A 21,626-nucleotide genomic window follows, 5' to 3' on the forward strand; every position below is an offset into this window, starting at 1 on the left:
CGGGAACGGGCGACGGCCCGCCAGTCCCTATGGACCGGCGGGCCGTCGGGTGGAGCGGGTCGGGTCAGTCGTCGTTGCGGATGGTGCCCGTCGCGAGCGGGTCGGTCAGCCGCAGGCCGGGAACGCCGGCGACCAGCAGGGTCAGTCGCTCGTCGCCCTCCCGCTTGCGGTCACCGTTGACCGTCACCGGGAACGTGAGAGACGTCTGGCCGGCGGCCAGCACCTTGCAGCCCACGTACGGGTCGTAGTCCGAGCCGGCCTGCGCCGTCGTGCCGTACGTGGCGGCGCAGATCAGGGCCGGCTGGGACAGCGGCCGCGACACGGTGGCGGTGAAGGCGAGCTGTCGCTCGCCCTTGTCGCCCTCGGTCACCGACGCGTCGGCGACGGTCAGGGCGGCGCGGGAGTGGAACCGGGCCACCTGCGGGTCGTGGTCGCTGGAGCCGCGCGAACCGTCACCGGTGTGCTCGGCCGGCCAGTCGGCGTTGATGTGCGCCGCCCGTACCTGCACCAGGTCCCGGTGTAGAGCGTCGTTCACGAACAGCTGATCGAGCGTCTGCGCCTGCCCCTCGAAGCTGTACGAGTAGGCGGACGAGGGCACGTCAGCGACCAGGTCCTCCCAGAGGTTGTGCAGCCCGGCCGCGTACAGCGGGGCCAACTGGTCGGACGGGGTCGGCTGCGCGGCGGTGGCGATCGGGTCGTCCGGGCGGGGGAAGACGTTCAGGTCGCCGCCGTAGACCACCCGGGCGTTCGCGTCCGAGGCCTCGATGGCGGTCGTGATCGCCGCACCGTACGCGGCCTGCTCCCGCCGCTGCCCGATCCGGCTGTCCGGACCGGACGAGTAGTGGTTGCTGACCGCCCAGAGGGTGAACCGCTCGGCCGAGCCTGGCGCGGCGGCCACGCTGAACTTGCCGACCTGGGGAGCCCGGGTGAAGACGTTGTCGCCGTCCTGCCCCGTCGAGGTGTCCACGTCGGAGGGGAGCAGCGCGTTCAGCGCCTTCGGGTTCTGCACGTCCGCGTTCGCCGGCAGCCCGGCAGCCCGGTACTGCACGGTCGGCACCGAGCCGAGCACCGGGTCGCCGGCGGTCGCCGCGGCGAGCCGAACCCGGTCGGTGCGGTAGAGGAACGCCGCGGTGATGCCGCGGGCGTCCGCGCCGGTGCGGTCGTACGCGGCCGCGTAAGCCGGACCGCCGGCTGCCGCCACCGCGAGCGCCAACTCCTGGATGGTGTCCGGCGCGCCGTCGGCGTCGTTCGTGTCGCCGCAGGCCAGGGCCCCGCCGGAGACCGCGCAGATGTCCTGGTCCTCGGCCTCCTGCACCAGGATCAGGTCCGGAGCGTGCAGGTCGGTGACGATCTGGTCGGCGAGCGAGGTGAGGTGCTCCTGGTAGTCGGCCTCGTTGGCCGGCACGTAGTCGAACGGCGGGCTGACCCCGGTGCAGCCCGGGTTGCCGGTGAAGTCGCAGCCGTCGAACGGGTCGTCCCGGAAGTCGTACAGGTTCTCCACGTTGTAGGTCGCGACCGCGACCTCCTCGGAACGGTCAGCCGGCTTCGGCGGGTTGTTCTTCGACGGGTCGGCCCCGGCCGCGAACTCGGCCCGCTCCACCTGCACGCCGTACTTCTCGAACGAGTAGTAGAGCCCGCCGACGGCGTCCTGGCTGAGGGTGTCGAAGGTGTGGGCCGGCGGCAACAGCGCCGTGCTGTCGCCGCTGGTGGCCTTCACGCCCATGCTGCCCAGCATGATCCGCTGCCCGTTGCCGTCGTCGAACCGTCGGGTCGGGTCGTTGTCCAGCGGGTGCGCGTCGCGGAACACCCGGCGGGCGTACGGGTCGGCGCGGTCCAGCAGCGGGTCGTCCCGGTCGACGACCCAGACCTCCGCGTCGGCCGTGGAGGCGAAGACGTCCCGTCCGCTCACCGCGCCGCTACCGGCACGGACCCGCAGCCGGGCCCCCTCGTGCCGCTCCCAGAAGCGCCCGGCGGCGGCGAGCTCGACCGGTGGCACCGTGTCGGTCACCTCGACCTCGGTGTTCACGTCCAGACCCGAGGTCAGCTTGCTGACCAGCGAGGCGCTGGAGAGCTGGGTCATGTTGTAGTACTCGGACACCCGGGCCCGGAGCACCACCTCGTCGCCCACCGCCGGCACGTAGCCGCCGATCAGTGAGGTGAACGAACCCATGAACACGAAGATGCCGTCCGAGCTGGCCGGATCCCCGTCGGTGTCGCCGCGCCGGCTCTGGAGGAAGAAGCCCCGCTGGTCGCGGCCCGACGAGTCACGCGCCAGGGTGAGCTGGGTGATGACGCCGCGGACGTCGTAAAGGGTGCTGCTGGTGCCGTTGCCGCTGGCCGGCGCGAGCGGCGAGCGGTCGGCCGCGCCGGACTCACCGTCGGTGGTGGGGCCCTGTACCTCGCCGACCGTCAGTTCCCGCGTCACCTGCACGGCCAGGGTGCAGGTCGCGGTGCCGCCGTCGGCGTCGGTGGCGGTCAACGTGACCGTGTACGCCCCGGCGGCCAGGTCGGCGCTGGTGCTCACCGTGGCGCGGGCGGTGCCGCCCAGCCCGGGGGCCGGGGTGACGGCGGTGCGGACGATCGAACCGGCGGTCGGCGTCGGGCTGACCCGGGTGACGGCCAGGTCGACGATCGTGTCGTCGGGGTCGGTGGCGGTGACCTCCCGGGTCGCCGCGGTGCCGGCCGGGGTGACCAGGACGGCGCCGCAGGTCAACGTGGCGGGCGCGTCGACGGGCCCCCCGCCGTCGACGGTGTGCGCGCCGAGGCCGTCGAACGTGTCGGTCGCGAAGCCGGCCCACTGCGCGGCCGGGTCGAACGCGTCGGACGGGTCGGTGTCACCGGCGCTCACCGTGCCCAGCCGGCGCAGCGTGTTGTCCGCGGTGCTGGTGACGCCGCTGCCCCACTCGGCACCCGGGTCGACGCCGACCTGGCCGACCGAGTCCAGTACGGTGTCGCCCCGGCGCAGCACGACCGCGTCGTCGCCGTTGAACAGCCCGGCGCCGCTGGTCTGGTCGGCCTGGTCGAGGATCGCCGGCACGGCCGAGGCGGATGCGAACACGAACACGTCGCCGGCGGCGACCGTGCCGGTGAGCGGGAAGGCGGTCGCGCTGGTGGAGCCGTTGAAGAAGAGAGCGAGCTGATAGCCGCCGGCCGCCAGGTCGATGGCGGACCCGGTGCCGTTGAACAGCTCGATGGCCTTGTTGTTCGACGAGCCTTCGACGTACTCGGAGATGAACAGGTCGGTGGGCGCGGCGCTGGCCGCGGTGGGTGCGACGCCGATGGCCGTGGCGGTTACGGCGGCGGCGGTCGCGAGCGCGGCGAGGGTACGGCGCGGGCGCATGAGGCCTCCACGATGGGCGGACGGTGAACTAACGCACGTTAAGTGCACACCGTGACCAGCGTCCATCCCCTACCGGACCGTTTCATGAACAGCCGGTCAGCGCGACGCGTCGACGTGGTGCACCAGGTCGGCCACGTCGATGCTGTATTCGCACCACTCGCGGTCGGGACGGTAACCCAGCTCGGCGTTGACCTTCAACATCGCCTCGTTGGCCTGGGCGTTCCAGGTCTGCACCTCGGCCAGCGCGGGCTCGGCCGAACGCAGCTCCAGCAGCATCCGTGCCTTGATCGCACGGTCGATGCCGTAGCCACGGTGATCCTGCGCCACGATCGTGTCGTACTGGTCGGCCCGCGTCGGGTGCTGCGCCGGCACCACCACCTCGGTCAGGCCGGCCACCTCGCCGCTCTGCTCGTGGAGGGCGAGCACGATGTAGGGCTTCATTCCCCGCCGGTGCAGGCAGTCCAGGCTGTCCCGGAGCCGCTGCGGGTCGTAGGAACTCGGGCGCAGCTCGCCGTCGTCGACGTCACGCACCTCGGCCTTGGCCCGCGCGTACGCCTCGATCAGTTCGTCCGGCGGACCGCCCGGGTGGAACTCCACGTGGTAACCCGCGCCGACACCGGTGGCCATCTCGGCCAGCTCGGCCCAGTTCACTGCGGACAGGTCGAGCACGCTGCGGGTCTCGACATATTCCCGAGTGAACCCGAGCGACTCGTAGAACGCCACGGCGGGGGTGTCACCGACGACCTCGACGCCGATGGAGGAGAAGGCCTCCTGGTAGACCCGGCGGGCGGCGACCCGGACCAGGTCACGCCCGAGGCCGCTGCGCCGGGCGGAGGGGTGCACCAGCACCTCGAGCACGCCGATGTCGCCGAGCAGCAGGACATGGACCTGGCCGAGGACGGCGCCCGGCGTCCCGTTCGCCCCCGGCTCCTCCTGCGCCACCCAGGAGATCCGCCGTTCGCCCGGCATCACCTCGGTGAGGTATTCCCGCAGGGAACTCTCCCGCCACGGCGGATCCTGCGGCAGATCGGCCGCCAGGACCGCGTTGAGCGTGTCCAGCAGCGACGCGATCTCGGCGGACGACGCGGTCCTGGGGTCCCACTCGCGCACCATCACCCGTCTAGCTTGCCGTCAACAGCAGCCCGGGGGAAGTGTTCAGTTCTCCAAATGTATGCGGACGATCACTTCACGTACGGCTGGCCTGTCCGTAGCGGTTTGCCGTATTGAACACGTCCTGCGCGTAACGGCGCACGTCGTTGTACGACAGGATCGCGTTCCACCAGTCCTCGGGGATGCTCAGGTTGCGGCCGTTCCGGCAGAGGTAGTTGCCGGCCGCGAGCGCGGCGTCGTCCAGGTCGTGCGGGTCCTTACGGCCGTCGTTGTCGGCGTCCACCCCGACCTCCTGCCAGGTGGTCGGGATGAACTGCATCGGCCCGATCGCCCGGTCGAAGGTGGTGTCCCGGTCGAGCTGGCCGCGGTCCGTGTCGATGATCCGCATCCGCCCGTCCCGCCCGTCCAGCGGCAGTCCGATGATCTCTGGGCTGGCCTTGCCGTCCTGACCCAGCCGGGCGCTGTTGGCCTGGCCGTGCGACGACTCGACGAACCCGATCGCGGCCAGCGTGGTCCAGCTCAGGGCGCAGCTGCGGTTGGTCTGGGCAAGCACCAGCTCGGCGTAGCCGTACGCCTGCATCGCGACCGGCGAGATGCCGACCTTCGCGCCGACCTGCTGGGCCCAGCCGGCCAGCGCGTCCGCCGGCCGCCCGCCCACCAGGCCGGTCATCGGCCCGGTCGGGGGCACCGTGCCGGTGGGCAGCGGGAAGGTGGGCAGCGCCGAGCCCGGCAGCCCGGTCGGGAACCCGGACGGCTGCCCCGTGGGCACCGCGGTCGGCACCGGGCCAGGCGGTGGGGCGGTCGGTGCGGCGGCGTCGTCGATCGCGCTCGGGCGGGGTGCCCGGATCGTCGCCGGAACCGCCAGCGCGCCGGCCGTCGCGGTGGCCGCGACGAGGATGAGCAGGAACACGCCGGGCAGCGTGAGCCGCCCGCTGGGTCGCCGGGACCAGGCCCGGGTCGCCCGGGCCGCGCCGGCCGCGGCCTGCCGCGGGCGCAGCCGTACGGCGTGCGCGAACGGCACCCGGTGGCGGCGGGTGCGCCCGGCGCCGCCGACATCGTCCACGGTGGCCGTCCCGACCGCGGGCCCGCCGGTGCCCGTCGACGTCGCGCCGGTGGTGTCGGTGGCCGTGGTGGCGCTGCCCGCGTCGCCAGCCGTCGGAGCGCCGGCGGCCTCGGTGGCCGTCGGCGCGCTGCCGGCTGGCGAGTCGGTCACCCGGTCCGTGGTCGCCGGGGTTGCGCCGGCGCTGGCCTCGGTGGCGGCGGCTTCGCTCGCCGACGGCGCATCCTCTGACGGTAGGGGTGCGGGTGCGTTCGCGGCCTCGGCGGCCGAATCGGCCGGTGCGGCCGCGTCGTCGACTCCGGCACCGGCCGTCGCGCCGGCGCTCGCCGTGTCGCCGGACCCGGCACCGACCGCCGCGCCGCTGGCCGCTGTGCCGCTGGCCGCGTCGCCGGTCGCTGCGCCGGCGGTCGCTGCGCCGCCGCTCGTCGCGTCGCTGGCCGAGGCGGCGTCGGCCCCGGCCTCGGCCGGGGCCTCGGAGCGCAACCAGGGGCGGCGGGGACGGGGAACCTGGCGCGGCGCCGGATCGGGCGCAGCGCCGGACTCGGCGAGCGGCCCGTCGAGCGGCGCGGCCGGTCGTAGGGGTCGAAGGGCTCGTCTGTCCTCGCCGTCCACCACCCGTCGAGTATCACCCATGCCCCGCCGCACGTCAGGCCCGGACGTACCCTGGTGCCATGCCCCGGTACGAGTTCCGCTGCCGCGCCTGCGGCGACACCTTCGAGGTCAACCGCCCGATGGCGCAGGCCGGCGAGCCGGCCGCGTGTCCGCAGGGTCACGCCGACACGGTCAAGTTGCTGTCCACCGTCGCGGTCACCGGTCGGGGCGGGGCCGGTGCCGCCGGCGGGGCCTCGGCGCCCGCCGGGGGCGGCTGTTGCGGCGGTGCCTGCGGCTGCTGAGGCCGTCCGAGCGTCGTCGCGCAACCCGCCGAGCGGCGGGCCGGCCTTGCCCCAGGGCGAGGTCGAGTGGCACTTTGAGTCCGAGCCCGGCCGGCCGTTCTCACGATGTGTGACCGCTCGGCTTCAGGCAGCATGAACCCGACGTCACGGGCGGAGGTTCGACGCATGGCGGCACGGATCCAGCTCCCGACCGGTTGGGTGACCTTTGTGTTCACCGACATCGAGGGCTCGACCCGGCTGGCCCAACTGCTGGGTCCGGACTACCGCCCGGTGCTGCGCGAGCACCGCCGGCTGCTGCGCCGCACGCTGGCCGGGACCGGCGGCGCGGAGCTGCTGACCGAGGGCGACTCGTTCTTCCTCGCCTTCGCCGACGCCACCGAGGCGCTGACCGCCTGCCTCACCGCTCAGCGGGCACTCGCGAACCACGAGTGGCCGACCCCGGAGGCCGCGCCGCGGGTGCGGATGGGCCTGCACACCGGCTATGCCGAGCCGCGCGACGGTGAGTACGCCAGCGCCGAGGTGCACCGCGCGGCCCGGATCGCGGCCGCCGCGCACGGCGGACAAATTCTCTGTTCGGCGTCCACCGCGCGGCGCGCCGAGCCCCTGCCGGCCGGCGCCTCGCTGCTCGACCTCGGCCTGCACCGGCTGCGCGGCTTCGACGACCGGGAACGGCTCTTCCAGCTGGTCGCGCCGGGGCTGGAGCGGCAGTTCCCGCGCCCGCGCACCGCCGACGCGGTGGCGCACAACCTGCCGACCCAGGTCACCTCGTTCGTCGGCCGCGAGGCCGAATGCGCCGAGCTGCGCCGGCTGGTGGAGGGGCACCGGCTGGTCACGGTGCTCGGCGCCGGCGGCGCGGGCAAGACCCGGCTCGCGGTCGAGTTGGCCTCGGGGGTCGTGGAGGCGTACCCGGACGGGGTCTGGTTCGTCGACATCGCCGCGGTGACCGACCCGGGGCTGGTGGCGTTCGAGATCGCGGCCGTGCTCGGCCTGCGCCCGGAGCCGGGCCGGCCGATGGTGGACACCCTGGTCGAGTTCGCGGCGGCCCGCCGGATGCTGGTGCTGCTGGACACCTGCGACGCGCAGCCGGCCGCGTCGGCCGAGGTGATCTCCCGGCTGCTCGCGGGCGGGCGCGGGGTGCGGGTGCTGGCGACCAGCCGGGAGTCGTTCGGCCTGCCCGGCGAGGTGGTGTGGCGCATCCCGCCGCTCTCGGTCGAGCCGCGCGACGACGGTGCGGAGAGCGACGCCGTGGCGCTGCTGCTGGACCGGACGGCGGCGGCCCGTGGCGGCCGGCAGCCGGACCCGGCCGAGTCGGCCGACCTGCGCCGGGTGGTGCAGCGCCTCGACGGGCTCCCGCTCGCCATCGAGTTGGCCGCCGCCCGGTTGCGCGTGCTGTCGGTGGGGCAGCTCGCGGAGCGCCTCGACGACGTGCTGGGCACCCTGGACGCCGGCCGGGACGACCCGGAGCCGCCGCCGGCGGACCGGGGCTGGATGGGCAACCAGCAGGACACCGTGGACCTGGTAGCCGCCGCGGCCGGCGCCTCCCCGCCCACGCCGGCCAGCCGGGCGGTGCAGCGCTCCGCCACCGAGCGGCACCTCACCATGCAGGCCACGGTCACGTGGTCGTACCGGACCCTCGGGCCGCGCGCCGCCCGGCTGCTGCGCTGGCTGGCGGTCTTCGCCGGCCCGGTGGACCTGGCGACCGTCGAGTGGCTGCTCGGCGACGACCCGTTGGACCCGTTGTCGGTGCTGGTGGACAAGTCGATGGTGCTGGCCGAGCCGAACGCGGCGGGGAGCACCTACCGGATGCTCGACCCGATCCGGGCGTACGCGGCGCGGCGGCTGGCCGAGGCCGGCGAGGAGCAGGCCGCCCGGGACCGGCACGTGGCCTGGTCGGCGCACGCGCTGGAGCGGGCGCACCTCGGCCCGGACGGGCGGCCGGTCACGCTCTCCCTCTACACGCTCGACCCGCTGGCCGGTGAGCTGCGGGCGGCGCTGCGCTGGTGCGCCACCGGGGGCAGCGCGGCGGCGGGGCTGCGACTGGCGGGTGGCCTGGACCAGTGGTGGCGGGAGCGGGGGCTGGCCCGGGAGGGGCGGCTCTGGCTGTTCCGGCTGTACGGGCGGATCGCCGAGACCGGCGAGCGGATTCCGGAGGCCGAGCTGGCGGCGGCGTACCACATGCACTCGCTGCACGCCGGTGCGGACGGTGAGTTCGCCGAGGAGCTGCGCTACTCGCAGCGGGCCGAGGCGGCGGCCCGGCAGGCGGGTGACTCCGGCCTGCTGGCCCGGGTGTTGGCCGGGCGGGCGGCTCCGCTGGTCGACATGGGACAGTTCGCCGAGGCCGAACGGGTCTGCCGGGAGGTCATCGACTGGGCGCACAGTCAGGATGTGCTCGGCGACGCGCTGCTCGCCGTCTACAGCCTGGCCGAGCTGCTGTGGCGGCGGGGCGCGCTGGACGAGGCGGCGGAGCTGCTCGGGGCGGCCCGGCCGGTCGAGGCGGCCCGACCGGTCGAGCGGGGTCGGCGCTCGGTCGACATGCTGCTCGGCATGGTCGCGCTCGCCCGCGGTGACGTGATAGCCGCGCACGAGCACCTGCTGGTCGCGCTCCGCTCCCGGATGAGCCACGGCTTCCACGGTCGGGCCTGTGACACGTTGAACGCGATCGCGGTGCGCTGCGCAGCCGGGGATGACCCGCTCACCGCCGCCCGGCTCTTCGGTGCGGCGCAGGCGACCCGCGCCAACCTGCGGTGCACTCCGGGCATCTACGGCGGTTACTGGGCCGACCGTCAGGCGGACCTGCGCCGGGCGCTGGGGGACGTCGCCTTCGACGACGCGTACGGGGAGGGCGCCGAGCTGGGGCTGGACGAGGCGGCGGGGCTCGCGCTCGACGTGGAGCACCCCGATCTGGCCGAAGACTCGACCCGCTTCAGCACGATGCGAGCCCACCCGGCGCCGCGGCAGGCGGAGCCGGAGCGCCGTCCGGCCGGGCAGAGCGAGCGCGCCTGAGGGCCCCACCGTCGGCCGTCCGACGTGGCGGGGCGCGGCGACGCGGAGGGCCCGCGCGCCGGTCTCCCGGCGACACGGGCCCTCGTGAGGTCAGGCGCGCAGGCCGGCGCGTCGCTCGGCGTCGGCCTTCATCTTCGCGGCGCGCTCGATGTCGGCCGGGTCGACCGCGGCGACCGAGCCGAAGATGCTGACTGCCTGGTAGTAGGTCCAGGCCAGGCTGTAACAGGCCGGCCGGACGACGGAGTTGTAGGTGGCGCAGACCCGCTTGAGGTCCTCGTAGAAGGCGCTGTCGAGGCGGGACTTGTTGGCGGAGAACACGCCCATCGCCTTGTGGTTGCGGTAGCCGAAGTCGTGCCGGTAGCAGGAGAGTTCGAAGCTGAACCCGAGCGGGTTGTCCGGGCTCGACGAGCAGTAGTCGGTCGACCAGTCGAACGCGTACTCGGACCAGGCGCCCTTGTTGAGCCGGCCCGAGTTCCAGGAGTTGTAGCTGGTGGCGCTGGTCTGGGTCCAGCTGGACAGCACGGCGAGCTTCTGCTCGCGGCTGACGGCGGCAGCGGCGGGGGAGGCGAGTCCGAGGGCGACGAGCAGCGCGAGCGCGCCCGAGGCGAACAGGGTGGCGAGGCGTCTGGGCACGGTGACCTCCGCGGGGGTGAGCGGGTGGGGCAGGTTACCGGCGGGTTACCGGTGCCGATGAGTGTCGATCAATCGACAGACGCGGATCTGTGCACGGCGCCAACTATTGGCGACATACGTTCAAACAGACGGATGCCCCGGGTGCGCGGGGCGCCCGGGGCATCCGGTGGAGGGTCAGGCCGGCGTCACCGGACGAAGGCCGGCGGGCTCGCCGGGCTCTCATTGGCGACCCGGTCGAGCGAGGTCACGTAGTAGGTGTACCGCTGGCCGGGCTCGGCCGTGGTGTCCACCCAGGACTGGACGCCGCCGGCGGTGGTGCGCACGGTGTCCACCAGGTGGGCGGCGTCCGCGAAGTCGCACCGGCCAGCCAGGTGGATGCCGTCGAACCGGTAGATCGCGTACGACGTGGCGGTGCCGAACGGGCCCACCCCGTCGGCCGGCTGGCGCCAGCTGAGTTTGACCCCGTCCGCCTGTCGGGCGGCCCGGGTGACCACCGGGAAGAGCAGTGGCTTCGCCGGCAGGTGGGACATGGTCGGTACCAGCGCGGGGCGCGAGTAGTGCTCGGCCGCGTAGATGTCGGTGGCGCCGAGCCGGTTCGCCCGCACTTGGACGGCCGAGAAGTGCACGTTGCCCTGGACCTCCGGGTACGACCGGTTCAGGGTCAGGTGGTCCGACAGCTCGCGCGGGTTCATCCAGAACGTGCCGTACGCCGGGTCGCCGCTCTTGTAGTCGGCCTGTCCGATGTAGAGCTGCACCCGGGTGCCGCGTACGGTCTCCGCCCACCACGGGACGAGCCGCGCGTAGTCGGCGGCCGGGTACTGGCCGATGTACCAGTAGAGCTGCGGGACGATGTAGTCGACCCACTCCTCCTTGACCCACTTGCGGGTGTCGGCGGAGATGATGTCGTACGACTGGCTGCCGGTGGTGTCCGAGCCCAGCGGGTCGGCGCTGGCGTTCCGCCAGATGCCGAACGGGCTGACGCCGAACTTCACCCACGGCTTGACCGCCTTGATCTTGGAGTTCATCTCCTGGATCAGCAGGTTGATGTTGTCCCGCCGCCAGTCGGCCTTGTCCGTGAAGCCTCGGTTGTACGCTGCGAAGGTGGCGTCGTCCGGCACCTGGTGGGTGCCGCTCGGGTACGGGTAGAAGTAGTCGTCGAAGTGCACGGCGTCGATGTCGTACCGCCGGACCGCGTCCATCATCGCGGTCTGCACGAACTCGCGGACCTCGGGGATGCCGGGGTTGTAGTAGAGCCGGCTGCCGGCCACCCCGGCCGGCGGGTAGGCGAAGGTCCAGTCCGGGTGCTGCCGGGCCGGGTGGCCGGGGGCGAGCTGGTTGAGGTCGGCGCCGGCGCCGCCCGGGGCCGGCATGGAGATCCGGTACGGGTTGAACCAGGCGTGGAACTCCAGGTTGCGCCTGTGTGACTCCGCGACCAGGAACGCCAGCGGGTCCCAGCCCGGGTCCTTGCCGCGGACCCCGGTCAGGTACTCGGACCAGGGCTCGTGGGACGAGGGCCAGAACGCGTCGGCCGTCGGGCGGACCTGGACGACCACGGCGTTGTGGTTCAGCCGCTCGGCGAGGTCGAGCCAGGCGAGGTACTCGGCCTTCTGCTGGGCGACCTGGTCGGGGGCGGTCTGCGACGCCTTGCTGGGCCAGTCGATGTTCGTCACCGATGCGATCCACAGTGCCCGGAACTGGCGCTTCGGGGTGGCGGGGTCGGTGGCGCAGGTAGCGGTGGTGGGGGTGTCCGCCGGGCTGGGCGCGGCGGTTGCGGGGGCGGCGAGGAGCGCGCCGAGCAGTGCCGCGGCCAGTCCGGCGGCTGCGAGCCGAGATGCCTTCATGCGGTGTCCCTTCGTTGGGGCTCCGGGGAGTGGCGGCCGAGCCGGCAAGATTCGCCGCCGCCTATCTGCCGCTAGAAGGAAATTTTCACACCGGACGCACTCCGCGCAAGACCTCGACCAGGATCGGTCCGTCCGTCCGGTTCCGTCCGGCCACGCGCCCGCTGCCCGGAGTGCCGCCGATCGCCCGGTGGGCTGACCCGGTTGGCCTGAAGCATGGCGGTTGGCGCTGATCCGTACGGGGTAGCAACGCCGGTCACGGACCGCCACGCCGGTGGTCGCACGGTGGGAGGAGTGACCGCGTTGTCCGTGCTGCGCACAAAACCGATCAGTGACGTCCTCGCCCAGGGTGAGGCGGACGGCGTCGACGGCCGTCCCGGCCTGAAGCGTCGGCTCGGCGGGCTCGACCTCACCGGATTCGGCATCGGCATCGTGATCGGCACCGGAATCTTCACGCTGACCGGCATCGAGGCCCGGGACAGCGCCGGGCCGGGCGTGGTGATCTCGTTCGCCATCGCCGGCGTGGTCGCCCTGCTCGCCGCGCTCTGCTACGCCGAGCTGGCGTCCAGCGTGCCGACCGCCGGGAGCGCCTACACCTACGCGTACGCCACGATGGGCGAGATCGTCGCCTGGATCATCGGCTGGGACCTGCTGCTGGAGTTCGCGCTCGGCGCGGCGGTGGTGGCCCGCGGCTGGTCCGGCTACCTGGCCGAACTGCTCGACCTGCCCACCACGTGGTTCGGGGAGGAGGGCAGCCTGGTCAACCTCGGCGCGATCGCCATCGTCCTGGTCCTCGGCGTGATCGGCATCGTCGGCATCCGCGAGTCGGCCCGGGTGACCAACGTGTTGGTGCTGGTCAAGGTGGCGATCTGCGTCTTCGTGGTGGTCGCCGGGCTGTTCTTCGTCAAGGCCGCGAACCTCACCCCGTTCATCCCGCCGGCCGAACCGGCGCCGGACGGCGAAGGTGGCCTCCGGCAGCCGGTCACCCAGGCCATCTTCGGCCTGGAACCCTCGGTGTTCGGATTCGTCGGGGTGCTCAGCGCGGCCGCGGTGGTCTTCTTCGCGTACACCGGGTTCGAGGCCGTGGCCAACCTCGGCGAGGAGACCCGCAACCCGCACCGCGACCTGCCCCTGGGGCTGCTCGGCACGCTGCTGATCTCGACGGTGCTCTACGTCGGCGTCTCGCTCGTCGTGGTCGGGATGGTGCGGTACACCGACATCGACGCGGGCGCCCCGATCGCCTCGGCCTTCGAGTCGGTCGGCGCCGGGTGGGCGGCGATCCTCGTCTCGATCGCCGCGATCGCAGGCCTGACCAGCGTCATCCTGGTCGACCTGGTGGCCATGGGCCGGATCGGCTTCGCCATCGCCCGGGACGGGCTGATCCCGCCGTCGATCGCCCGGGTGCACCCGCGCTGGGGAACCCCGTACCGGATCTCGGCGATCATGACGGTCGGGGTCGCGCTGCTCGCCGGCCTGCTACCGCTGTCCGCGCTGGCCGACCTGGTCAGCATCGGCGCGCTCTGCGCGTTCGTGCTGGTCTCGGTCGCGGTGCCGATCCTGCGCCGGACCCGACCCGAGCTGGAACGGCCGTTCCGGGTGCCGTTCTCGCCGGTGCTGCCGATCGTCTCCGCGCTGGCCTGCCTCTACCTGATGCTCAACCTCTCGGTGGAGACCTGGCTGCGCTTCGGCGCCTGGATGCTGCTCGGCGCGGTGATCTACTTCGGCTACGGCTACCGGAAGAACCGCCTGGCCCGCGCCGCCGCCCCGACCCCCCGCCAACCCACCCCCACCAGCTGAACCCCCACCCCGCCGCCTCGGTCCACCCCCGGTGATCATGAGGCCTGCGGCGTTTTCGACCTTCAAATCCGCCGTGAACCTCATGATCACCGCAGGGGAAGCCGGGGGCCGGGGGCCGGGGGCCGGGGAGGGGCGGGTTAGGGGCGGGGTTGGGGCTTTGCCGTTGGTCCCTTGACCGTGGGTTTGCCGTCCGTCCAGACGACCTCGTCGAGCCAGGCCTGCCGGCCCGGGTCGACGCTGCCCTCCTGGCCGGGCGGCCAGGCGTGGTAGAGCAGCCAGGTCCGGCCGCTCTTCACCACCATCGAGGCGTGGCCCGGCCCGGACGCCGCCTCGTTGCTCCGCAGGATCGGGTTCTCCGGAGCCTTCACGCACGGCCCGGTCGGCGACTCGCAGACCGCGTACCCCTCGGCGTACTCGGCCTTGTCGTACGCGTTCGCCGCGAAGAAGAGATAGAGCCTGCCGTCCTGACGGTGGAAGAACGGTCCCTCGATCAGGGTGCCCTCCCACGGCTCGGTCTGCTTGAGCAGCTTCGTGGGCTCGCCGACCAGGTCGAGGCCGTCCTCGGAGAGGCGCTGCGACCAGATCCAGGTGTCCACGCCGATCGCGTTGCCGTCGTTCTTCCACAGCAGCCACAGTCTGCCGTCGGTGTCCCGGTACGGGCTGGCGTCGATCGCCCCGCCCAGCTCCGCCTGACAGATCAGCGGCCCGGCCGAGTCGTCCCGGTACGGCCCCTGCGGCGCGCTCGCCACCGCCCGACCGACGCACTGCCGCCCCGATTCCCGGCCGGCGACGGTGTAGTAGAGCACGAACCGGTCCGGCGCGAGCTGGATCGCCTCCGGGGCCCAGGTCTTCCCGGCGTCCGCCCACGCCGGCAGCGCCGGCAGCGCGTCGCCGGCCGCCGTCCACTCGATCAGGTCGGGGGAGGTGTGCACCGGCACGTTGCGGCCGCCGGCGTTCGTGTGGAACAGATACCAGGTGCCGGCGACCTGGATCGCCTGCGGGTCGGGGGCGTCGGTCCGGATGACGGGGTTGGTGAACATGCTCACGTCGCTTCCCGTACTCGTGGGGGTGGGTTCGTCGCCGTCGCCGCAACCGCCGACGAGCAGTGCGGCGGTTGCGGCGACGGCGATGGCCGCCGCCGCACCGCGTCGCCGGCCTCGGCCGGCCGTCATCCCTTCAGGCCGCTGCGCGAGACGCCCTGGATGATGTGCCGCTGGGCGAGCACGAAGAGGATGAGCACCGGCACGCTGGCCAGCACCGCCCCCGCCATGATCACCGGGTAGTCCGTCACGTAGGCGCCCTGCAGCAGGCCCAGGCCGGGCGGCAGGGTCAGCTTCTCCGGGCTGAACAGCACGAAGATCGGCCAGAGGAAGTCGTTCCAGTTGGTCAGGAACGACAGCACCGCCAGAGTGGCCAGCGCCGGCCGGGAGAGCGGCAGCACCACCCGGTAGAAGATCTGCCACTGGTTGGCGCCGTCCAGCACCGCGGCCTCCTCCAGCTCCTTGGGCAGGGAGAGGAAGAACTGCCGCAGGAAGAACACCCCGAACGCGCTCGCCGCCCCCGGCACCACCACCACGGTGAGGGTGTCGATCCAGTTCAGCGAGTCGACGATCAGGAAGTTCGGGATGATCAGCGAGGTCGGCGGGATGAAGAGCGTCCCGACGATCAGCGCGAACGTCACCCCACGGCCGCGGAACCGCATCCGGGCCAGGGCGTACGCGGCCATCGAGGCGGTCGCCAGCACCAGCAGCGAGTGCAGCGTGGCCGCGAGCATGCTGTTGAGGAACCAGCGCAGCACGGGGTTCGCCGAGTTGGTCAGGATCTGCTCGTAGCCGTATCCGGAGAGCGGATCGGGCAGCCAGGTCGGCGGGATCCGCTGGGCGCCGTCGTAGGTCTTCAGCGAGGTGATGACCATCCACACCAGCGGGGTCAGGAAGATCAGGGCGAGGAGCACCAGGGAGGCGTAGAGCGGGATCCGGCGCAGCGTGCCCGCCGGGCCGCGCGCGGTGCGCGTGGGCGTCGTCATGGCGTCCCCTCAGTCTTCCCGGTAGCGGAAGAGGCGGAAGTTGGCGAGGCTCACCACGGCCAGCATCAGCGCGAAGACGATGCTCATCGCGGCCGAGCGCCCGGCGTCGTTGTCCCGCAGCCCCTCCTCGACGATGAACCACACGACCGTGCGGGTCTCGGTGCCGGGCGCGCCCTGGGTGATCAGGAACGACTGGCCGAACACGTTCGCCGACGCGAGCACGGTCGTGGTGATCACGAACAGCAGCACCGGACGCAGCCCGGGGAGCGTCACGTTCCGGAACCTCTCCCAGGCGTTCGCGCCGTCCACCTTCGCCGCCTCGTACAGCTCCGGCGAGATGTCCTGCAGACCGGCCAGGTAGATCACCGCGTTGAAGCCGGAGGTCCACCAGACGGTCACCCCGACCAGCGAGATCCAGGCCCACGGCACGTCGGTCACCCACGGCGTGTCCGCCGGCAGGCCCACCACGGAGAGCAGGCGATTGACCAGGCCCAGGTTCGCGTCGAGCAGGAACCGCCAGAGCAGGCCGATCACCGCCACGCCCAGCACGTACGGCGCGAAGTAGACCGCCCGGAAGAAGGTCCGGCCGGGGAAGGAGCGGTTCAGCAGCAACGCCAGCCCCAGCGGGACCACCACCAGCAGCGGCACCGAGAGGACCGTGAAGATCGCCGTGGCCCGGACGCTCTGCCACCAGTCACCGTAGATCGCCGAGTCGCTGGAGAAGAGTTCCTTGTAGTTGTCCAGCCCGACGAAGGGACGGTTCGGCAGCCCGAAGTCCCACTGGTGCACGCTGAGCCAGAGGCCGAGCACGATCGGCAGCAGGCCGAACACCCCGAACAGGACCAGGTAGGGGGCGAGGAACAGATACGGCGTCGCCCGACCGGTCCGGTTCGCCGAGGCGCGCCGGCGGGCGGCGCGGGCCGCCGGGGGCGGCGCGTCACCGCGCGCCGCCCCGACCTCGATCACGTCCGCCACGGAGAATCAGCTCCCGTACTTCTTGCGGTTGTCCTCGAGCTGCTTGTTGGCCTTGGCCACCCCGTCGTCGAGGGCCTGCTTGGGCGACTTCTTGCCCAGCACCGCCTCGTTGAAGGAGTTGTAGAAGGTGGTGAGCACCTCGCCGAGACCCGGGGTGGCCGGCGGGAACGCCGCGTAGTCCAGCTCGGGGGCGAGCGCGCTGACCTCGGTCAGCGCCGTGAAGTCGGCGCTCTCCCGGACGCTCTTGCGCGCCGGCACCTGGCCGCCCTTGGCCCAGTCGAGGGAGTGCTGGCTGAGCCAGTTGATGAACACCTTCGACGCGGAGACCTTGTTGGCGTTGTTGGCCCGCTGCTTGACGATCGTGAAGTTGTGCGAGTTCGCCCAGGCGGCCGGCTTGCTGCCGATCTGCGGCAGGGGCGCGACGCCCCACTGGACGTCCGGGCTCTTCTTCAGGTCGTTGATCTGCCAGATGCCGTTGAAGGTGAAGGCGTTCTTGCCGCTCTTGAGCGCCAGGTACTCGGCGTCCTGGCCGACGTTGGACGGCGAGTGACCCTGCTTGATCATGTCGACCAGCCAGGTGCACGCCTCGACCGCCGGGTCGGCGTTGAAGGTGGCCTTGTTGACCTCGGCGTCGAAGAGGCTGCCGCCGAACTGGTAGACCAGCGAGTAGAAGGACATGCCGCCGGTGAACTGGAACGGGCTGACCCAGAAGCCCTGGACACCGGACTTCTTCAGCTCGGTGAGGGCGGCGGTGAAGTCGTCCCGGGTGGTCGGCGGCTTGTTCGGGTCGAGCCCGGCCTTCTGCATGACCGACTTGTTGTAGTAGAAGCCCAGCGGGTGCATGTCCAGCGGGATGCCGTACCGCTTGTTGTTGTAGAGCCCGCCCTGCCAGACCGTCGGGGCGAAGTCGCCCTCGGTCAGCTCCAGCGTCTTGGCCACGTCGTCCAGCTCGGTGATCACGCCACGGGCGGCGAAGGTGGCGAGCTGGTCCATGTGCATGACCGCGATGTCCGGCCCGTTGCCGCTGGAGGCCGCGCCGGGGAGCTTGTTGTAGTAGTCGTCCCACTGGTACGTGGCGACCGCCACCGCGATGTTCTGGTGCTCGGTGTTGAACTGGTTCACCAGCGTCTTGAAGATCTCGCCGTCACCGCCGGTGAACCCGTTCCACAGCTTCAGGTCCACCTTCGGGCCGGTGTAGTCCTTGCCACCGTTGCCGGCCGCCGGGCCGGAAGAGTCGCTGCCACCGCCACAGCCGGCCAGGGTCAGCGAGGCCGCGGCGCCGAGCCCGAGGCCGAGGCCGAGGAGCCGCCGCCGGCTCATTTCGTTGTGGATCATGCCGTATCTCTCCTTGGGGGACGGGTTGAAGTGTGCCTGGTCAGGGCCGGTTTCCGAAGCGCAGCACGTTCCAGGAGACGGCCGGCAGGCGTACCGAGCCCCGGCCGGCGTCGAGGGTGGGGGTGTTCAGTTCCCGGGGCGTCACCTTGTCCGGATCGGCCGCGGTGTTGATCGCCGTCGGGTCGTCCCCGGCGGCGAGGCTCAGGTGTGACGAGGCGGACAGGCCCGGCAGGCCGCGCAGGTCGAGCCGCAGCTCCAGGTCCGTCTCACCCCGGTTGACCGCGAACACCGTCAGCTCGCCGGTCTCCTCGTCGTGCACGGCCACGGTGTCCAGCACCGGCACGTCGCCGTACTTCTTCGTCTCGTAGCGGGGCGAGACCGGCTCGGTGCGCAGGACGGTGCCGCGGGCGTACCGGGCGGTCAGCGCGAACGGGTGGAAGATGCTCTGCCGCCACGCCGGCCCGCCGTTGCGGGTCCGGATCGGGCCGATCACGTTCGCCAGCTGAGCCTGCGCGGCCACCCCGACCCGGTCGGCGTGCCGGAGCAGGGTGATCAGCAGGTCGCCGACCACCACCGCGTCGACCGCGGTGAAGTCGTCCTCGATCAGGGCCGGCGCCTCGACCCAGCCGCGCCGGTCCAGGTCGGCCTGCAGCCGGGCCTCGTACCAGACGTTCCACTCGTCGAAGGAGATCTTGAGCTTGCGCCGGTGCCGCTGCTTCGCGGCCACGTGGTCCGCGGTGGCGACCACCTCGGTGATGAAGTTGTCCATGTCGACGGCGGAGGCGAGCAGGCTGGCCCGGTCGCCGTCGGACGGGTCGTAGTAGGTGTGCGCCGAGATGTAGTCGACGTGCTCGTAGGTGTGCTCGAGGACGGTCGCCTCCCAGGAGGCGAAGGTGGGCATCCGCCGGTTCGAGCTGCCGCAGGCGACGAGGCTGATCGACGGGTCGATCTTCTTCATCGCCCGGGCCGTCTCGGCGGCCAGCCGGCCGTACTCGTCGGCGGTCTTGTGGCCGACCTGCCACGGGCCGTCCAGCTCGTTGCCGAGGCACCAGAGCCGCACCCCGAAGGGGTCCTCGGCGCCGTTCTTGCGGCGCAGGTCGGACAGGTGCGTGCCGCCCGGGTGGTTGGCGTACTCCAGCAGGTCGAGCGCCTCCTGCACGCCACGGGTGCCCAGGTTGACCGCCATCATCGGCTCGACGTCGGCCTCGGCGGCCCAGGTCATGAACTCGTGCAGGCCGAACGCGTTGGTCTCGATCGTCTTCCAGGCCAGGTCGAGCCGGCGCGGCCGGTCGCCGACCGGGCCCACGCCGTCCTCCCAGCGGTAGCCGGAGACGAAGTTGCCGCCGGGGTAGCGGACCACCGACACCCCCAGCTCGCGGGTCAGCTCCAGCACGTCACGCCGGAGGCCGAGGGCGTCCGCCTCGGGGTGGCCGGGCTCGTAGATCCCTCCGTAGACGCAGCGGCCCATGTGCTCGACGAAGGAGCCGAAGAGTCGCCGGTCGGCCGGTCCGATCGCGAAGGCCGGATCGATCGTCAGCTGTGCGGTCCGCACGGGATGTCACCTTTCGTCATTTCTGTGAGCAGTGACCGTAGTCACCGCTCACCCGGTGTCCCTGCTTTTTACAACGTTGAAGGCAACGTTGTAAAGAGCGTGTTACGAGGTAGAGTGCCGATGGTTACGTCGGGGGAGGTTGCGGAGTGCGGCACAGGCTCAAGGACGTCGCCGAACGCGCCGGCGTGTCGGTGAAGACCGTCTCCAACGTGGTGAACGGCTACGTGCACGTCCGGCCCGACACCCGCGCCCGGGTCGAGGAGGCGATCGCCGAGCTCAACTACCGGCCCAACCTCTCCGCGCGCAACCTCCGCAAGGGGCGTACCGGCGTGATCGCCCTGGCCGTCCCGGAGCTGGACATCCCGTACTTCGCCGAGCTGGCCCGGCACGTGGTCAGCGCCGCCGCCGAGCTGGGCTGGACGGTGCTGATCGACCAGACCGGTGGCGGCCGGGAGCAGGAGCGGGTGGTCGCCTCCGGGATCACCGACCACCTGATCGACGGGTTGATCTTCAGCCCGCTGGCGCTCACCGCGGACGAGCTGGCGAACCTCGACGGCACCCCCATGGTGCTGCTCGGTGAGCGGGTCGACCACGGCCCCGCCGACCACGTCGTGATCGACAACGTGGCCGCCGCCCGAGAGATCACCACCCACCTCGTCGGCCTCGGCCGCCGTCGGATCGCCGCCATCGGCTCGCAGCGGACCCCGGAGGGCGCGAGCGCCCGGCTGCGGCTCGCCGGCTACGCCGCCGCGCTCGACGAGGCCGGCATCGGCTTCGACGAAACCCTGGTCGCGCCCGCGCCGGCCTGGCACCGCGCGGACGGCGCGGCCGCCATGCGCACCCTGCTCACCTCGGGCGTACGCCCCGACGCCGTCTTCTGCTTCAACGACACCCTCGCCCTCGGCGCCCTACGCGCACTGCACGAGGCGGGCCTGCGGGTCCCGGAGGACGTCGCGGTGGCCGGCTTCGACGACATCGAGGACGGGCGCTTCTCCGTGCCGACGCTGACCACGATCGCCCCGGACAAGGAGCGGATCGCCCGCCTCGCGGTCGAGCTGCTGGCCAACCGCCTCGACGGCGACCGCGCCGCCCCCGCACGCGAACTCTCCGCCCCCTACCGCCTGGCCCCCCGCGAATCCACCAACGGCCACTAACCCCCCGCCCCCCGGGTGGCCCCCACACCCACGTGTTGATCATGAGGTTTGCGGCGTTTCCGATCTCCGAATCCGCCGCAAAGTTCATGACCAACGGGCCGGGGCGGCGGGGAGTCAGTCGAAGAAGCGGGCCAGGTGGGAGCGGGTGGGTGGATCGGCGTCGGCGGGGACGGGCGTGAGGTCGGCGAAGATCGAGGCGCCGTCGCAGCCGGCGTGCAGCGGGTACCAGCGCGGCGTGCCGGGCGGCCGCTGCACACAGATCCCCTTGATCGTCTGCACGTCGAGCAGGCGTACGTGCGTCGGGTCGGCCACCGCGTTCACGTGCCCCCACCACGGGCTCATCACGTGCAGCACGCCGCCCGGCCGGAGCACCCGGTGGGCCTCGTCGAGCAGCGGCAGGAAGTCGATCAGGTGCTCCAGGATGTGCACCGCGAAGAAGACGTCGACCGCGTCGTCGGCCAGGGGCAGCGAGCCGGAGAGGTCGGCCACCGCGTCCACCCCCGGCGCCGGGAAGATGTCCAGGCCCAGGTTGCCCGGCCACTGCTTGGTCGGCCCGCAGCCCAGGTCGACCACGACCGGGTCCCGCCCGGCGACGCGCACCCGGCACCAGACGCCGAGCACTCCGGCCAGCCGGCCGATCCGGTCCCGGACCAGCCGCAGGTCGGCCGGGTCGTCGACATTGCCGGTCACGTGCGCGACGCCGCGGTCGAAGCGGACCTCGACCGCGAGGCCGCGCAGCCGGTCGTCGTGGCCGGCCTGATCGGCCCACGCCTCGGCGAGAAATTCGTCGACCGCCCGCAGCCGGTCCGCCGACGGCGGGGTCTGTGCCAACGCGACCATGGCCCACCTCCCGCCGCCCGTTACCCGCACCGCCGCCGGATATGCCCCACTCTGGGGGGACATTCCGCTC

At 72.4% G+C, this 21,626-nt stretch carries 14 protein-coding genes and 1 pseudogene; 4 read left to right on the forward strand and 11 right to left on the reverse strand.

The genetic code is table 11. The features are described 5' to 3' along the window. Positions 1-64: 64 nt before the first annotated feature. The 3 genes from O7603_RS24330 to O7603_RS24340 all read right to left on the reverse strand — a co-directional run bounded on the left by O7603_RS24330 (position 65) and on the right by O7603_RS24340 (position 6,125). A complete protein-coding gene (locus O7603_RS24330) occupies positions 65-3,340 on the reverse strand; it encodes a lamin tail domain-containing protein (RefSeq protein ID WP_281572098.1) in 3,276 nt (1,091 codons plus the stop codon). 96 nt (positions 3,341-3,436) lie between these two features. Then, on the reverse strand, positions 3,437-4,453 hold the full coding sequence (locus O7603_RS24335) for a GNAT family N-acetyltransferase (protein WP_281576789.1): 1,017 nt from the start codon (positions 4,451-4,453) through the stop codon (positions 3,437-3,439). Positions 4,454-4,526: 73 nt separating this feature from the next. Continuing rightward, entirely contained in the window at positions 4,527-6,125 is a 1,599-nt protein-coding gene (locus O7603_RS24340; protein ID WP_348651034.1) for a lytic transglycosylase domain-containing protein, read from the reverse strand. A gap of 56 nt (positions 6,126-6,181) precedes the next feature. Between O7603_RS24340 and O7603_RS24345 the strand changes: the two genes are divergently transcribed. Next, positions 6,182-6,403 (forward strand): zinc ribbon domain-containing protein, encoded by a 222-nt coding sequence (locus tag O7603_RS24345; RefSeq protein WP_281572099.1) that lies wholly within the window; start codon positions 6,182-6,184, stop codon positions 6,401-6,403. 105 nt (positions 6,404-6,508) lie between these two features. Further along, positions 6,509-9,331: pseudogene (locus tag O7603_RS24350) on the forward strand (adenylate/guanylate cyclase domain-containing protein); the annotation flags it as partial. 165 nt (positions 9,332-9,496) lie between these two features. Here O7603_RS24350 and O7603_RS24355 read toward each other — a convergent pair. After that, positions 9,497-10,039, reverse strand: coding sequence for a phospholipase (locus tag O7603_RS24355; protein WP_281572101.1), 543 nt, complete (start codon positions 10,037-10,039; stop codon positions 9,497-9,499). A gap of 185 nt (positions 10,040-10,224) precedes the next feature. After that, positions 10,225-11,880: a family 10 glycosylhydrolase gene (locus tag O7603_RS24360; protein ID WP_281572102.1), complete on the reverse strand. Its 1,656-nt coding sequence runs from the start codon at positions 11,878-11,880 to the stop codon at positions 10,225-10,227. Between the two features lie 300 nt (positions 11,881-12,180). Here O7603_RS24360 and O7603_RS24365 point away from each other — a divergent pair, with 300 nt between their 5' ends. After that, the gene (locus O7603_RS24365; RefSeq protein WP_348651089.1) at positions 12,181-13,674 is read left to right on the forward strand and encodes an amino acid permease; all 1,494 of its coding nucleotides are present in this window, start codon (positions 12,181-12,183) and stop codon (positions 13,672-13,674) included. A 137-nt stretch (positions 13,675-13,811) separates the two neighbouring features. Here O7603_RS24365 and O7603_RS24370 read toward each other — a convergent pair whose 3' ends face one another. The 5 genes from O7603_RS24370 to O7603_RS24390 all read right to left on the reverse strand — a co-directional run bounded on the left by O7603_RS24370 (position 13,812) and on the right by O7603_RS24390 (position 19,562). Beyond that, a complete protein-coding gene (locus O7603_RS24370; protein WP_281576791.1) occupies positions 13,812-14,714 on the reverse strand; it encodes a glycoside hydrolase family 43 protein in 903 nt (300 codons plus the stop codon). A gap of 128 nt (positions 14,715-14,842) precedes the next feature. Continuing rightward, a complete protein-coding gene (locus O7603_RS24375; RefSeq protein WP_281572104.1) occupies positions 14,843-15,700 on the reverse strand; it encodes a carbohydrate ABC transporter permease in 858 nt (285 codons plus the stop codon). A gap of 9 nt (positions 15,701-15,709) precedes the next feature. Beyond that, a complete protein-coding gene (locus O7603_RS24380; protein ID WP_281572105.1) occupies positions 15,710-16,675 on the reverse strand; it encodes a sugar ABC transporter permease in 966 nt (321 codons plus the stop codon). Between the two features lie 6 nt (positions 16,676-16,681). Further along, positions 16,682-18,010: an ABC transporter substrate-binding protein gene (locus O7603_RS24385; protein ID WP_281572106.1), complete on the reverse strand. Its 1,329-nt coding sequence runs from the start codon at positions 18,008-18,010 to the stop codon at positions 16,682-16,684. 40 nt (positions 18,011-18,050) lie between these two features. Further along, on the reverse strand, positions 18,051-19,562 hold the full coding sequence (locus tag O7603_RS24390; protein ID WP_281572107.1) for an alpha-N-arabinofuranosidase: 1,512 nt from the start codon (positions 19,560-19,562) through the stop codon (positions 18,051-18,053). A gap of 146 nt (positions 19,563-19,708) precedes the next feature. On the opposite strand from O7603_RS24390, the gene O7603_RS24395 reads away from it, so the two are divergent. After that, on the forward strand, positions 19,709-20,716 hold the full coding sequence (locus O7603_RS24395; protein WP_281572108.1) for a LacI family DNA-binding transcriptional regulator: 1,008 nt from the start codon (positions 19,709-19,711) through the stop codon (positions 20,714-20,716). A gap of 114 nt (positions 20,717-20,830) precedes the next feature. Here the strand turns inward: O7603_RS24395 and O7603_RS24400 are convergent, their stop codons facing one another. Next, positions 20,831-21,556, reverse strand: coding sequence for a methyltransferase domain-containing protein (locus O7603_RS24400; protein WP_281572109.1), 726 nt, complete (start codon positions 21,554-21,556; stop codon positions 20,831-20,833). Positions 21,557-21,626 lie beyond the last annotated feature (70 nt).

The sequence above is a fragment of the Micromonospora sp. WMMD812 genome, assembly GCF_027497215.1.
In the GTDB taxonomy this organism is placed as follows: Bacteria; Actinomycetota; Actinomycetes; order Mycobacteriales; family Micromonosporaceae; genus Micromonospora.